At 65.8% G+C, this 13,593-nt stretch carries 12 protein-coding genes; 3 read left to right on the forward strand and 9 right to left on the reverse strand.

Annotation, left to right across the window (positions count from 1 at the left end; all coding sequences use genetic code 11):
- Positions 1 to 53: 53 nt before the first annotated feature.
- Positions 54 to 389, reverse strand: coding sequence for an ArsR/SmtB family transcription factor (locus tag ACLEJU_RS03475; RefSeq protein WP_159411696.1), 336 nt, complete (start codon positions 387 to 389; stop codon positions 54 to 56).
- A 48-nt stretch (positions 390 to 437) separates the two neighbouring features.
- On the opposite strand from ACLEJU_RS03475, the gene xenA reads away from it, so the two are divergent.
- Positions 438 to 1,529, forward strand: a complete 1,092-nt coding sequence (gene xenA / locus ACLEJU_RS03480) for a xenobiotic reductase XenA (RefSeq protein ID WP_435423971.1) — start codon at positions 438 to 440, stop codon at positions 1,527 to 1,529.
- A 46-nt stretch (positions 1,530 to 1,575) separates the two neighbouring features.
- Here the strand turns inward: xenA and ACLEJU_RS03485 are convergent, their stop codons facing one another.
- Both ACLEJU_RS03485 and ACLEJU_RS03490 read right to left on the reverse strand, forming a co-directional pair.
- On the reverse strand, positions 1,576 to 2,679 hold the full coding sequence (locus ACLEJU_RS03485; RefSeq protein WP_435423970.1) for a P1 family peptidase: 1,104 nt from the start codon (positions 2,677 to 2,679) through the stop codon (positions 1,576 to 1,578).
- Between the two features lie 31 nt (positions 2,680 to 2,710).
- Positions 2,711 to 4,060 carry an APC family permease gene (locus tag ACLEJU_RS03490; protein ID WP_435423969.1) on the reverse strand — a complete coding sequence of 450 codons (1,350 nt, stop codon included), beginning with the start codon at positions 4,058 to 4,060 and terminating at the stop codon, positions 2,711 to 2,713.
- Positions 4,061 to 4,280: 220 nt separating this feature from the next.
- Here ACLEJU_RS03490 and ACLEJU_RS03495 point away from each other — a divergent pair, with 220 nt between their 5' ends.
- Positions 4,281 to 5,054, forward strand: a complete 774-nt coding sequence (locus ACLEJU_RS03495; RefSeq protein ID WP_435423968.1) for a response regulator transcription factor — start codon at positions 4,281 to 4,283, stop codon at positions 5,052 to 5,054.
- 22 nt (positions 5,055 to 5,076) lie between these two features.
- Here ACLEJU_RS03495 and ACLEJU_RS03500 read toward each other — a convergent pair whose 3' ends face one another.
- The 5 genes from ACLEJU_RS03500 to ACLEJU_RS03520 form a co-directional block, all read right to left on the reverse strand.
- Positions 5,077 to 6,324: an NAD(P)/FAD-dependent oxidoreductase gene (locus ACLEJU_RS03500; protein ID WP_435423967.1), complete on the reverse strand. Its 1,248-nt coding sequence runs from the start codon at positions 6,322 to 6,324 to the stop codon at positions 5,077 to 5,079.
- A gap of 2 nt (positions 6,325 to 6,326) precedes the next feature.
- A complete protein-coding gene (locus ACLEJU_RS03505) occupies positions 6,327 to 7,904 on the reverse strand; it encodes an aldehyde dehydrogenase (NADP(+)) (RefSeq protein ID WP_435423966.1) in 1,578 nt (525 codons plus the stop codon).
- Between the two features lie 168 nt (positions 7,905 to 8,072).
- On the reverse strand, positions 8,073 to 9,020 hold the full coding sequence (locus tag ACLEJU_RS03510; protein ID WP_435423965.1) for a dihydrodipicolinate synthase family protein: 948 nt from the start codon (positions 9,018 to 9,020) through the stop codon (positions 8,073 to 8,075).
- 43 nt (positions 9,021 to 9,063) lie between these two features.
- On the reverse strand, positions 9,064 to 9,990 hold the full coding sequence (locus ACLEJU_RS03515; protein ID WP_435423964.1) for a 4-hydroxyproline epimerase: 927 nt from the start codon (positions 9,988 to 9,990) through the stop codon (positions 9,064 to 9,066).
- A gap of 23 nt (positions 9,991 to 10,013) precedes the next feature.
- Positions 10,014 to 11,624, reverse strand: coding sequence for an APC family permease (locus ACLEJU_RS03520; RefSeq protein WP_435423963.1), 1,611 nt, complete (start codon positions 11,622 to 11,624; stop codon positions 10,014 to 10,016).
- A 247-nt stretch (positions 11,625 to 11,871) separates the two neighbouring features.
- Between ACLEJU_RS03520 and ACLEJU_RS03525 the strand changes: the two genes are divergently transcribed.
- On the forward strand, positions 11,872 to 12,654 hold the full coding sequence (locus tag ACLEJU_RS03525; protein WP_435423962.1) for a helix-turn-helix domain-containing protein: 783 nt from the start codon (positions 11,872 to 11,874) through the stop codon (positions 12,652 to 12,654).
- Here the strand turns inward: ACLEJU_RS03525 and ACLEJU_RS03530 are convergent.
- Positions 12,642 to 13,529: a LysR family transcriptional regulator gene (locus tag ACLEJU_RS03530; RefSeq protein ID WP_435423961.1), complete on the reverse strand. Its 888-nt coding sequence runs from the start codon at positions 13,527 to 13,529 to the stop codon at positions 12,642 to 12,644. The genes ACLEJU_RS03525 and ACLEJU_RS03530 overlap by 13 nt on opposite strands.
- Between the last annotated feature and the right edge of the window lie 64 nt (positions 13,530 to 13,593).

Consider the following 13,593-nt stretch of genomic DNA (forward strand, 5'->3'; position numbering starts at 1 on the left):
TCGCGGCGGTTCGACGCCTCGATGAACCCGCGAAGAGGCCGGCACAGGAATAATCAGTTCTGCTTCAGAATGCAGTCCAGCAACCCGGGAAACCGCTCGCCCAGCATTTCGCTGCGCAGCGAATTCATGTGGGTGGTCCCGACATTGCGGGTGTGCACCAACCCCGCATCACGCAACACGCGGAAATGGTGCGACATGCTCGACTTCGGCCGCCCGCCATCGAGCTCGCCACAGCTGGCCTCGGCCACGCCAGCCAGATGGCGGACGATGCCCAGGCGCACCGGGTCGCTCAGTGCGTAGAGCACGCGCTCGAGAATCAGGTCTTCAGGGTTGGGGTGTTGGTAGGCTCGCATGGCCGACATGATAACGGGGGTTTCATCAATTGCCATAGTTCGATTATGATCGAACAATCGTATCCAGATGATCCGGAGCTGCCCATGTCTGCCCTGTTCCAACCTTACACCCTCAAAGATGTCACCTTGCGCAACCGCATCGCCATCCCGCCGATGTGCCAGTACATGGCCGAGGACGGCATGATCAACGACTGGCACCATGTGCACCTGGCCGGCCTGGCCCGGGGCGGTGCCGGCCTGCTGGTGGTCGAGGCCACCGCCGTGGCGCCGGAAGGGCGCATTACCCCCGGTTGCGCCGGGATCTGGAGCGACGCCCATGCCCAGGCCTTCGTGCCGGTGGTGCAGGCGATCAAGGCCGCAGGCTCGGTGCCAGGTATCCAGATTGCCCACGCCGGGCGCAAGGCCAGCGCCAACCGCCCGTGGGAAGGGGATGATCACATCGCCGGCGACGATGCCCGTGGTTGGGAAACCATAGCCCCGTCGGCCATCGCCTTTGGCGCGCACTTGCCGAAAGTACCGCGCGAGATGACCCTGGACGACATCGCCCGGGTCAAGCAGGACTTCGTCGACGCCGCGCGCCGTGCGCGTGATGCCGGCTTCGAGTGGATCGAACTGCACTTCGCCCATGGCTACCTGGGGCAGAGCTTCTTCTCCGAGCACTCCAACCAGCGTACCGATGCCTACGGTGGCAGCTTCGACAACCGCAGCCGCTTCCTGCTCGAAACCCTGGCCGCCGTGCGTGAGGTCTGGCCGGAGAACCTGCCACTGACCGCGCGCTTTGGTGTGCTGGAATATGACGGTCGCGATGAGCAGACCCTGGAAGAATCGATCGAACTGGCGCGCCGCTTCAAGGCGGGCGGGCTGGACCTGCTGAGCGTCAGTGTCGGTTTCACCATTCCTGAAACCAACATTCCGTGGGGCCCTGCATTCATGGGCCCGATTGCCGAGCGCGTGCGTCGTGAGGCAGGGCTGCCGGTGACCTCGGCGTGGGGCTTTGGTACGCCGCAGCTGGCCGAGGAAGCGCTGCAGTCACGTCAGCTTGACCTGGTATCGGTTGGCCGTGCGCACCTGGCCGACCCGCACTGGGCGTACTTCGCAGCCAAGGAGCTGGGCGTGGACAAGGCCTCCTGGACCTTGCCAGCGCCGTATGCGCACTGGCTCGAGCGTTATCGCTGAGCCTTGAGCCGGCCCCACAGGCACTACCGCGCCTGTGGGGCGCAGGTTATTCGCCGAGGCGCCAGCCCACCTGGCGCATCGCGCTCAGCAAGCGTTGACCACCCAGCCCCGGCACCAGCACCCCATCCGCTGTAAGCATGTCTTCGCCTGCAACCAGTGCGTTGACGATCGCTTCCTCCACCGCCTCTGCCGCCGCCATGAAAAGCGGCGTGATATGGTCGTTGGCGAGCATCTGCACCGGCTGACTGAATGGCACTCCCTTGCGCCCGTAGGCCGCAGGCGGCAGTTGCTGGTCGGCAGTGGAGAACGCCACGAACAGATCGCCGCTGGCATCCTCTGTACCGCCCCCGGTGCGGGCGATGCCGATCGAGGCGCGCTGTGCCAGACGCTGGCACTGGTGGGGCAGCAACGGTGCATCGGTGGCGATGATCACCACAATCGAGCCCATGCCCGGCTCGCCACGTTCGGCGAAGGGCGAGGGGATGTCGCCGAGCACCCGGCCGACCGGGTAGCCATCGACCCGCAGCTCCCGCCGCTGGCCGTGGTTGGCCTGCAACAGCACACCCACCGTCCAGCCCCCCTGGTCAGGTGCCAGACGCCGTGAAGCCGTGCCGATACCGCCCTTGAACTCATGGCAGATCATGCCGGTGCCACCGCCCACCGCACCTTCGGCAACCGGCCCGGCTTCGGCGCGGGCCAGCGCTTCGTTCACCTGATCGGGCCCTATGTGTTGGCCCCAGATATCGTTGAGCAGGCCATCGTAGGTCTCCAGCACCACGGGCATGCACCAGTACACCGACGGGTCGGCCAGGGTGTCGCGTTCTGCGGCGATCAGTGCATCGCGCACCATCCCGACACTGTGGGTGTTGGTGATCGCAATCGGCGTGGTCAGCAGGCCGGCTTCGCGGATCCACTCAAGGCCCGTGGCGTCGCCGTTGCCGTTAAGTACGTGGACCCCGGCAAAGCAAGGCGCCAGGCGGGCCGCAGCCGGGCGTGGCTGGATCACCGTCACGCCGGTGCGGACCTGTTTGTCGGCACTGTCGGCCATCAAGGTGCTGTGGCCGACTCGGATGCCGGGTACATCGGTGATGGCGTTGAATTGACCGGGCAAGCCATGGCCCAGGGTGATACCAAGTTGACGAGCGCGCATAGGGACTCCTGTGGGGCAGAGCTTTTGTGGGTCAGAGTTTCTGGAAGGCTGGGCTGAATTTGCCGTAGCTGCTGTAGAGCATCACCGAGACGGCCAGCAGCACAAGAATGATGAGAATGTCGCGAAGCGGCGCGCCAAGCAGCCCGCTGAGCAGCAGATAACCCGCGCCAATCACCGCTAGCAGCGCTGGCAACGGCCACAAGGGCATGCGATAGGGGTGTTCGCGGTCGCTGCGCAGCACACGACTGAACAAGGCGCATAACGCTACCGCCAGATACACCATCAGAAGCAACAGCACGGTGAAAGAGGTCATCTCTTCCAGGTCTGAGCTGAAGCTCAGGGCAGCAGACGGTATGGCCAGCAGCAGGGTGGCCAGCCAGGGCGAATCCCAGCGTGGGTGGATGCGGGTGAACAGGCGGTTCAGGGTAGGCGTCCACAGTTGGTCGCGGCCACTGCTGAAGATCACCCGGCCGGACTGGATGACGATGGCGATGATGGCATTGAACACCGAAAGGAAAATACCCGCGCTCACCAGCCGTGACAGCGTCGGGTTGCCGTGGGCGTTGAGCAGGTAGCCGATCGGGTCGCTGCTGGCCAGCATCGCCTCCAGCGATGGCGCGCCCAGCAACAGCGCGCAGATGGGTACCAGCTCGATGGCCACCACCAGCGCCAGGGACCAGAGCACTGCTCGATGGGTGCTCCGGCCACCGTCCTTCATGTCTTCGGCCAGTACCACGGCGGCGCCGAAGCCGTTGTAGGCGAACAGGGCCGTGCCGATCGAGGCGAACACCAGCGCCCAAGGGGCGGCGCTGAGCAGGCCGTGGTCGATGTGCTGGGGTGTGATCAGCACGCTCAGCGGCTGGCTCACGTTACCCAGGCCCAGCGCCACGATGACCAGCACCGCCGCCATTTCGCACAACAGGAATACGCCCGTGACCCAGGCGTTGAGGCGGATGTTGAGAATGCCAAGGGCGTAACTGCCGGCGACGATCGCCAGGGCCACGGTCTGGGTATCGAAGGCCGTGCCCAGGGCGTTGTTCAGGTAGGTGGCGGCCCCGGTGGCAAGCACCGGTGGAATGAACAGCAGCGAGACCAGCACCGTGAGGAAGGTGGCGTAGCCGGCCATGCCGCCGAACACGCGCTTGGCATACACATACTCGCCGCCAGCAGAACTGTGGGCCCGGCCCAGCTCGGCATAGCACCAGGCGAACATCAGCGCCAGCACTGCTGCAAATACGAAGGCCAGCACGGCGCCGCTGCCGGCCTGGGCAATGGCGAATGGCGCGATCACGAACACGGAACTGGCCGGAGTCACCGCCGAAACGGTGATCGCGACCACATCGAGCATGCCCAGGCTGGGCTTTAGCGCACTGTCGTGCATGTCGTTTTCCTCGAATTGTTATTGGGGGTTGAGGCAGTGACGAAAGGCGCGAACACCCTGCGGATGGGGTGCTGCATGGGCTGCAATCTAGGCCTGGCGCTGTGGCCGGCCAATTACCCTTTGGGGTTACGCCCCTTGACGTGGGCGCTGCAAAGGAGGGAAATCGCATCACCTTTTCAGGGGAGCCGGCACGGTGCAAAACGTTTTTCATGAAGTCGGCATGCATGCCAATCTTGGCCGCACCATCGAGCAGATCGGTCAGCCACGCTTCTGGAAGCAACTGATCCTGTTGCTGCATCGCTGGTTGCCGTTCGATAACGCCCTGGCGGCGTACTACCCCGGCAGCGGTACCCCGGTGGTGCTGGAAGAGCACGATGCAACGCCGCAGGCAGGGCCGGTGGCGATGTCGTTGTACCTGAGCGGGCTGTATCAGCTCGACCCGTTCTACCTGGCGTGCCAGGACGGTGTGGGCAGCGGCTTGTATCGGCTCGACGAGGTGGCGCCGGACCAGTTCCACCAAAGCGAGTACTACATCAGCTGGTTCCAGGCCCATGTGCTGGCGGATGAGGTGCAGTTCATCCTGCAGCTCCCGGGCCAGGGCGCGCTGAGCCTGTCGCTGGGGCGAGGGGAGGCCTTCGATGCCGAACAGTGCGGCTTGCTGGCGATGCTCTGCCCGTGGGTGCTGGCGCTGATGCAGCAGCATTGGCAGGCCGGTAGCAAGCGCGTGCTGGCGCAGGATGAGCCGGTGGCGGTGCAGGTGCGTGATGCCCTCAGCCAGTTCGGCGCTGGGGTGTTGTCCGAGCGCGAGCTGGAGATTGCCCGGCTGATCTTGCGCGGGTTTTCCTCGAAGGCCATGGCCGAGCGCCTGGCGATTTCACCCGAGACGATCAAGGTTCATCGTCGACACCTGTATGCCAAGCTGGATATCTCTTCACAGCCAGAGCTGTTTTCATTGTTCCTGCAATCGTTGGGGCACGACCCGCAGCACCCTTGAATGCCGAGTGTGCCCCTGAGCATCAGAAGCGTTCCAGCCGGTAGGACCCCAGGTCGGGGGCGCAGGCCTGCGCAGCCAGATGCCCCACCCATTCCGCCGTCACCGCAGCCTGGGTCAAGCCCAGATGCTGATGCCCGAACGCCAGCAGCACCCGCCCATCACACACCCGGTCGATCACCGGCAACGAGTCCGGCAACGATGGCCTGAAGCCCATCCATGGTGTTGCGCCTTCAACGCTCAGGTCCTGGCGGAACAAGCCCTTGCTCAACCGGTGCAACTGCCACGCCCGCTGCATGCTGGGCGGCGCATCGAGGCCGGCAAACTCCACCGTGCCGGCCAAACGCAACCCATCGGCCATGGGCGTCATGATGAACTTGCGCTCCAGCGAGGTGACCGCGAACGGCAGGCGCTGCTGTTCCTGCGGGAGCATCAGGTGATAGCCGCGCTCGGTGTCCAGCGGTACGCGCTTGCCGGTCAGTGCTGCCGTCAGCTGCGCAGAATGTGCGCCGCAACTGAGCAGCACCTGGCGCGCCTTGAACGTCCCCTGGTCGCTGGCCAGGCGCACCCCGTCGCCCTGCAGTTGCCCACCCGAAACCCGCGCCTGGACGAAACGCACACCGCTGGCCTTGGCTGCTTCGAACAGCGCGCAGACCACCTGGTACGGGTCGATGAAGTGCCCGGTGCGCGGGAAGAACAAGCCGCCCAGCAGCGCAGGGGTCAGCTGAGGTGCTGCCTCGCGCACGTGCTCGGCCGACCAGCAATCCACCGCCACGTCCTGTTGCTGCAGGCGTGCCTGCAAGGCTTGCAACGCTTGACGGGACTCGGGCCGTTCGAACACCAGCAGCGAGCCATCCTCCCTGAACAGCTCGCTGCGCCCGATCGAGCCCAGCAACCGCTGCCAGGCGCCCAGGCTGCCTTCGTTCAATGCCCGGATACCGGCCACGCTGCGTTGGAATGGCGCCGGGCGCAGGTTGAGCAGCAGCCGGGTGAACCACGGCATTGCCTTGGGCAGGTACTTCCAGTCCAGGCGCAGCGGCCCCATCGGGTCGAGCAGCATGCGCGGCAAGCGCTTGAGGATCGACAGGTCGGCGATCGGGAACACCTGCTCGGTGGCCAGGTGCCCGGCGTTGCCGTAGGACGCACCCTGGCCGGGGGCCTGGTGATCGATCAGCAGCACTCGACGGCCTTGGCGGGCCAGTTGCAGGGCGCAGGCCACGCCGACGATGCCGGCGCCGACCACGGCAATATCGGTTTCAGGGGTGTCGACCATGCTCAGGCTTCCCGTTTACCGTCGAGCAAGCGCCGCAGCTGCAGCGGGTTGCCGTACTGGAGCGCCTGCGGCAGCAGGGCATCGGGGAAGTCCTGGTAGCACACCGGGCGTAGGAAGCGCAGGATCGCCGCCGTGCCGACCGAGGTCGTGCGGGCATCGGAGGTGGCCGGGAACGGCCCGCCGTGGACCATCGCATCACACACTTCGACACCGGTCGGCCAGCCGTTGACCAGGATGCGCCCGGCCTTGCGTTCCAGGGTCGGCAGCAGGGCACGGGCGCTGTCGATGTCGGCATCGTCCAGTTGCAGCGTGGCGGTCAGTTGGCCCTCAAGGTGCTCGGCCACTTGGCGGACCTGCTCGTCGCTGGCGCAGGCCACCACCAGCGAAGCTGCGCCGAACACTTCGGCCTGCAACGCCGGGTCGCTGAGAAACGCTTCGGCCTGAGTCACGATCAGCTGTGCCTGGCATTGGTTCGGCCCTTGCTGCGCCTGGCCGCTGGCGGCAACCGTAGCGTTGGCGTTGTTGGCCAGGGCGCCGACGCCAGCGGCATAGGCACTGGCAATGCCCGGGGTGAGCATGGTCTGCGCGGCGGCCTGGCGCACATGTTCGCTGGCCGCCTCGATGAAGCGCTGCAGCGCGGGCCCCTGGCGGGCGATCACCAGGCCTGGGTTGGTGCAGAACTGCCCGGCACCCTGAGTCAGCGAAGCGACGAAGCCTTGCGCCAGCGCTGCGCCACGGGCCTGCAGCGCGGCGTCGAAGAGGAACACCGGGTTGATCGAACTCATCTCGGCGTACACCGGAATCGGCTCCAGGCGTGCCTGGGCCGCCTGGCACAGGGCAATGCCACCGCTGCGTGAGCCAGTGAAGCCGACCGCCTTGATGCGCGGGTTGCTGACCAGGGCGATGCCGACTTCACGGCCGGCTCCGTACAGCAGCGAGAACACGCCTTCCGGCAGGCCGCAATGTTTGACGGCGCGGGCCACGGCGTGGCCGACCAGTTCACTGGTGCCAGGGTGCGCGGCGTGGGCCTTGACTACCACCGGACAGCCAGCGGCCAGTGCCGAAGCGGTGTCGCCGCCGGCTACCGAGAAGGCCAGGGGGAAGTTGCTGGCGCCGAACACTGCCACCGGGCCCAGTGCCACCTGGCGCTGGCGCAGGTCGGCGCGCGGCAGCGGCTGGCGTTCGGGCAGGGCATTGTCGACCCGCACATCGAGCCATTCGCCGCTGCGGACCACTCGGGCAAAGGTGCGCAGTTGCATGCAGGTGCGGCCACGCTCGCCCTGGATGCGCGCCTTGGGCAGGCCACTTTCGGCCACGGCGCGGTCGATCAGGGCATCGCCCAGCGCTTCGATTTCGTTGGCGATGGTTTCGAGAAAATGAGCGCGCTGTTCCAGCGAGGTTTCGCGGTAGGCGTCGAACGCCGCCCAGGCCAGTGCGCAGGCCTGGGCGACGTGTTCGCCGGTGCCGCCGGCGTAGGCGGGTTCGAGGGCCTGGTTGGTGGCCGGGTCGATGGCGCGGATCGCGTCGCGGCTGCCGGGTACGGCGTGCTGGCCGATCAGCAGGTTGCCTGTCAGGGTCATGGGGCGTCCTTTGAATTCAGGAGTAGAAATCATGAAGCTGGTGCGATCCCTGTGGGGGCGGGCATGCCCGCGAAGAAGGCACTGCGGTGCCTGGCACCGGCTTCGCCGGTGTTCGCGGGCAAGTCGGATCACCGCACCGCCGCTCCCACAAGGTCGGTGGTCGATGCCTCAGGCCAGGTTCTGCTCGGCCGACCAGCTGGCGTACCACTTGCGGAACAGCGCGTACTGCTGCTCGGCATAGTTGCGCTGGGCATCGGTGAGCACGTCGGTTTCGTTGAAGTGCAGGCTGTACTCGCTGTCGCCGTTGAGCACCATCAGGTGCTTGTAGTACAGCACCAGGTCGCAGCCTTCATCGAACGACGACAGCACCGCCAGCGCCGCTTCCAGTTCACGTGCCAGGCGGCGGGCCTTGGCGTCGCCCTTGGCGGCCTGCTTGCTCAGGCTCACCAGCTGCAGCACTTCACGCGGCAGGGCGTTGCCGATACCGGTGATGGCACCGGTGGCGGCGCAGTTGACGAAGCCATGCACTACCTGGGTGTCGACGCCGACCATCAAGGTCACGTCGTCATCCTTCGAGGTGATGTGCTCGGCGGCGTAGCGCAGGTCGGCACCACCGCCGAACTCCTTGAAACCGATCAGGTTGGGGAATTCGTGGCGCAGTTCGAAGAACAGGTCGGCGCGAGTGGCGAAGCCGTAGTAGGGGCTGTTGTAGATCACCGCCGGCAGCTTCGGCGCGGCGGCGAGAATGGCCGAGAAGTGGTGTTTCTGGGCGATCAGCGAAGCACCGCGGCTGAGCACACGGGGGATGACCATCAGGCCGGCGGCACCCACCTTGGCAGCGTGGGCTGCGTGGGCGACGGCTTCGCGGGTGTTCACCGCACCGGTGCCGACGATGGTCGGGATGCCGGCGGCCACCAGGCGGGCCACACCTTCCTGGCGTTCGGCTTCGGTCAACAGCGGCCAGTCGCCCATCGAGCCGCAGTAGACCACGGCGCTCATGCCGGCTTCGATCAGCTCGCGGCCCTTGCGCACCAGGGCGTCGAAGTCCGGCTTGCGCGCGGCGGTGCACGGGGTCATCAGGGCAGGCATGGTGCCGGTGAAGATGTTGTCAGTCATTGTTGTCACTCCTGGCGATATTCAGTGGTTTAAAAAGCCGGGTTCAGATGCCCCAGGCGAATGGATCCTGTTCATCGATCAGCAGGGTGCTGTCGGCGGTCATGTAGGCGCGGCCGGTGATGAACGGGCGAATGCGCTCGCCGTCGCGCTCGTAGCGTCCGTGGAACTGGCTGCCGGTGATGCTGGCCTGGACCCAGGTCTGGCCTTCTTCGAGCTTGCCGTCGGCGGCCAGGCATGCCAGCTTGGCGCTGGTGCCGGTGCCACAGGGCGAGCGGTCGTAGGCCTTGCCCGGGCACATGACGAAGTTGCGGCTGTCGGCATGGGCGTCATCGGCGAACAGCTCGACATGGTCGATCGGTGCACCGTGCTCGCCGGTGATGCCCTGAGCTTCGAGGGCCTTGAGCATGGCCCAGGTGTATTCGGTGAGGGCTTCGCGGTTGTCCAGTTCGATGCGCTGGCCGTGGTCGGAGACCAGGAAGAACCAGTTGCCGCCCCAGGCGATGTCGCCGCGCACCACGCCATGGCCAGGCACCTCCACCGCCACTTGCTGGCGGTAGCGGTAGGACGGCACGTTGCCGACGGTGATGGCGCCGTCTTCATGCAGGGTGGCGCTGACCGGGCCGACCGGGGTGTCGATCTTGTGCACGCCGGGCTCGATCAGGCCCAGGTGCTGCAGCGAGGCGACCAGGCCGATGGTGCCGTGGCCGCACATGTTCAGGTAACCGGCGTTGTTGAAGAAGATCACCCCGCAGGTTGCGTCGGCCGACACCGGTGGGCAATACAGCGCGCCCACCAGCACATCGTTGCCGCGCGGTTCCAGCAGGCAGGCGCGGCGCCATTGATCGTGCAGCTCGCGCAGTTCGTCGCGCTGCTCGGCCATGCTGCGCCCCTGCAGCGGCGGGAAGCCTTTCATCACCAGGCGGGTCGGTTCGCCGCCGGTATGCGAGTCGATCACGTGAATCTGTTTCATGGGCTTGTCCATTGCTAAGAGAATCAGGAGGCGACGGCGGGGCGGCCGCTGTAGGTTTCAGCCGAGGCTTCGCTTTCGTCCTCGCCTTCCAGGCGCACCAGGTGAGCCGGCACGCCGGTTGCCGCGCCCCAGTAGTAGATGCCCAGGGCGCAGACGGCCACGGCCACGGTGTCGAACGGGTGGCCGAGCACGCCCAGTCCGCCGAAGCTGCCCAGCCAGGACAGCAGGATGGTCACGGCGTAGAAGCCGATCAGCCAGGCCGACGAACGCACTTGCTGGGCCAGCGACAGGTGTTGGGTCGGGACGAAGCGGCCGCACAGCAGGTACAGTACGAACATCACGATCTGCAGGGCCAGCAGCCAGGACACGGTGCTCCAGCCCGACCAGTAGACGATCAGTGCGGCGATGATGAACGACAGCGGGCCGAGCACCCCCATGCCCTTGACCCGGAATGGGCGTGGCATGTCTGGCGCATTGCGGCGCAGGGCGGCGACGGTGACGGGAGCCACGGCGTAGCTCAGCACCAGCGCGGCGGATACCACGTTGATCAGCGCTTCCCAGGAGGGGAATGGCAGGGTCCAGAACACCGACAGGCCGAAAGTCAGCCACAGTGCCGGGCGCGGGATGCCGGACTCGGCGTCGATGCGGGTGAAGTACTTGAAGAAGGTGCCGGTCTGCGCCCAGCCATAGACCACGCGCGGGGTGGCGTTCATGTAGATGTTGCCACAGCCGCTGGGCGAGATCACCGCATCGGCCACCACCAGGTAGGCCAGCCAGCCCACGCCCAGGGCCAGGGCGATGTCACGGTAGGGCAGGGCCAGTTCCTTGGTCACCGCAGCCCAGCCGTTGCTGAGCATTTCGGTCGGTACGCTGCCGAGGAAGGCCAGTTGCAGCAGGGCGTAGATCGCGGTGGACAACAGCACCGAGAGGATCAGCGCGATCGGGATGGTGCGCTGCGGGTTCTTCACTTCGCTGGCCACCGAGATGATCGGCGTCAGCCCCAGGTAGGCGAAGATGATGCCACCCGCCGACACCGCCATTTCCACACCGGACAGGCCGAACGGGGCGAAGCCCTGGACCTCGAAGTTCTCTGGTTTGAAGAAGGTGAACAGCACGCCGATCACCAGCAGCGGGACGATGAACTTGAACACGCTGACCAGATTGTTGGCCTTGGCGAAGGTCTTCACGCTGCGGTAGTTGAGGAAGAAGAACAGCCCCAGCAAGGCGAACTGCACCAGCCAGCCGAGCACCGTCGGGTCGCTGGAACCGGCCTTGGTCAGCCCCGGGAACCAGGCCGCGGCGTACTGGCGCGAGGCGACCACTTCGATGGCGATCAGGCTGGAGAAGGCGATCAGGGTGATGAAGCCCATCAGGTAGCCGAGCAGCGGGCCGTGGGAGTACACCGGGTAGCGCACCACGCCACCGGCACGCGGCAGGGCGGCACCGAGTTCGCAGTAGACGATGCCCAGCAGCAATACGGCGAAGCCGCCGAGGAACCAGGAGAGGATACCGGCCGGGCCGGCGATGGCCGAGACGTGGCTGGCGGCGAACAACCAGCCGGAGCCGAAGATGGCGCCGAGGCCGATGAAGGTGAGGTCGAGCAATGACAGCTGTTTCTTGAATTTGCCTGACATGGGTGCGCCTTTTTGTAGGTTTTGGATAGGCAGGTCTGATGTCACGTGTTGCGGCTTTTTACGGCCGCGCTCTTGTAGGTTTGGGCGGCTTACGTGGGGCATAGAGTGGACCCGAACGGGGTGGGGGTTCTTGATGGTTTTCTGCAGGGTGAATGACGAAATCGGCACAATTGAAAAAAGTGCTGGCGACTGTGCTGGGCCGATGGGTACGCTGGAAGCCAAGCTGAATAAGGGCTGTAGAGAAAAGATGACACGCTCGAACCTGACAACCCTGTACCAGTCCCTCGACCAGTACCGCCCAGCCACCCTCGAGGCCCTGCTGGCCGGTGTGTCGCTGCTACTGCCAATCCTCGACGCCATCCCCAACGCCGCGATCTTCATCAAGGACCCGGCCGCCCGCTATGTGCTGGCCAACACCACCCTGGTCCAGCGCTGTGGCCTCAAGCGCCTGCAGCCGCTACTGGGCAAGACCAGCGCGGAGGTGTTCCCGGCGCAACTGGGCCCCGGCTACACCGAGCAGGACCGCCGCGTACTCAAGGATGGTCTGGTGCTGGAAGATCAGCTCGAACTGCACCTGTACGGCAGCCGTGAACCGGGCTGGTGCCTGACCCACAAGCGCCCGCTGCGCAATCCGGCCGGCGAGATCATCGGCCTGGTGGGCATCTCCGTCGACCTGCAGTCAGCCGCCGACACGCACCCCGCCTACCAGCGCCTGGCGGCCGTGGACGAGCACATCCGCCGCCATTTCCACCAGCCGATCAGCATGAATGAATTGACGCGCATCGCCGGGATTTCCGTGGCGCAGCTGGAGCGCTACTGCAAGCGGGTGTTCCACCTCACGCCGCGGCAGATGATCCACAAGGCACGCCTGGAGCACGCCCACCGGCTGCTGCATTCTGATTTGCCGATCACCGAAGTGGCGCTGCGCTGCGGCTACACCGACCACAGCGCGTTCAGCCGCCAGTTCAAGCAATTGACCGGTTTCACGCCTCGGCAGTATCGCCAGGCAACGGCGGATCAGGCCGGTTGAAACAGCCGCTTGGCTTCGTCGAAGCATTGCTCGGCAATCGCCGAGCGTGGCTCGCTGCGGCGCAGCAGCAGGCCTACCGGGCTGTGAATGCTGGCGTCGGTGATGGGGATGATGCGCATGTGTTCGCTGAGATCTTCCAGGCCGCAGCCCAGCGGCATGATCGCGCAGCACACGCCGGTGTTGATGGCCTGCACCAGCTGGAAGGTCGAGTCGCTTTCCAGCACCGCATTGGGCTCGAGGCCGCGGCTGCGGAAGCTCAGGTCCAGTGACTGGCGGTAGTGCATGCCCTTGCTCAGCAGGCCCAGGGGAACGTCGCCGAGTTCGTCCCAGCGCAGGCTGTCGGTGTCGAACTGGAAGTGCTGGGTGTCGAACAGCAGGCCCATGGTGGTGGTGCCCAGCTCGATCACTTCGAAGAAGTTGGCGTTGACCTGGTCAAGGTAGCAGATGCCCAGGTCGAGCTGGTTGCGGCTCAGGCCGTCCATGATTTGCTCGGTGCTGTGCGAGCTGAGCTGGAACTGCAGCTCGGGGTACTTCTCGCGCAGCGGCAGCAGCAGGTGCATGGGGTTGAAGCTGGCCAGCGGCACGGTACCCAGGCGCAGGCTACCGACCACCTGGCCACGGCAACTGGCGGCTTCGGCCTGCAGGCCGTCATGGGCGGCGAGCAGGGTGCGGGCCCAGGCCAGGATGCGCTCGCCCGCCTCGGTGAAGCCCTCGAAGCGCTGGCCGCGCTTGACCAGCACCAGGTCCAGTTCGTCCTCCAGGTTGCGCAGGCGCATGGACAGGGTCGGCTGGGTGATATGGCACAGCGCCGCCGCCTGGCCGAAGTGGCGGGTCTGGTCGAGGGCGATGAGGAACTTGAGCTGCTTGATGTCCATGGAAGTGCCTGGCGTCTGGTTGTGCAGACATTAACCCACGTCTGCGATAGATGTCATTGATCGG

The sequence above is a fragment of the Pseudomonas sp. SMN11 genome (genome assembly GCF_052041945.1).
GTDB lineage: Bacteria > Pseudomonadota > Gammaproteobacteria > Pseudomonadales > Pseudomonadaceae > Aquipseudomonas.

Bases quoted from the DNA above. Each gene is read 5' to 3' on its own strand.
- ACLEJU_RS03475 (WP_159411696.1), bottom strand. From the start codon at position 389: ATGGCAATTGATGAAACCCCCGTTATCATGTCGGCCATGCGAGCCTAC.
- xenA (WP_435423971.1), top strand. From the start codon at position 438: ATGTCTGCCCTGTTCCAACCTTACACCCTCAAAGATGTCACCTTGCGC.
- ACLEJU_RS03510 (WP_435423965.1), bottom strand. From the start codon at position 9,020: ATGACTGACAACATCTTCACCGGCACCATGCCTGCCCTGATGACCCCG.
- ACLEJU_RS03495 (WP_435423968.1), top strand. From the start codon at position 4,281: ATGCATGCCAATCTTGGCCGCACCATCGAGCAGATCGGTCAGCCACGC.
- ACLEJU_RS03520 (WP_435423963.1), bottom strand. From the start codon at position 11,624: ATGTCAGGCAAATTCAAGAAACAGCTGTCATTGCTCGACCTCACCTTC.
- ACLEJU_RS03500 (WP_435423967.1), bottom strand. From the start codon at position 6,324: ATGGTCGACACCCCTGAAACCGATATTGCCGTGGTCGGCGCCGGCATC.
- ACLEJU_RS03490 (WP_435423969.1), bottom strand. From the start codon at position 4,060: ATGCACGACAGTGCGCTAAAGCCCAGCCTGGGCATGCTCGATGTGGTC.
- ACLEJU_RS03530 (WP_435423961.1), bottom strand. From the start codon at position 13,529: ATGGACATCAAGCAGCTCAAGTTCCTCATCGCCCTCGACCAGACCCGC.
- ACLEJU_RS03485 (WP_435423970.1), bottom strand. From the start codon at position 2,679: ATGCGCGCTCGTCAACTTGGTATCACCCTGGGCCATGGCTTGCCCGGT.
- ACLEJU_RS03515 (WP_435423964.1), bottom strand. From the start codon at position 9,990: ATGAAACAGATTCACGTGATCGACTCGCATACCGGCGGCGAACCGACC.
- ACLEJU_RS03525 (WP_435423962.1), top strand. From the start codon at position 11,872: ATGACACGCTCGAACCTGACAACCCTGTACCAGTCCCTCGACCAGTAC.
- ACLEJU_RS03505 (WP_435423966.1), bottom strand. From the start codon at position 7,904: ATGACCCTGACAGGCAACCTGCTGATCGGCCAGCACGCCGTACCCGGC.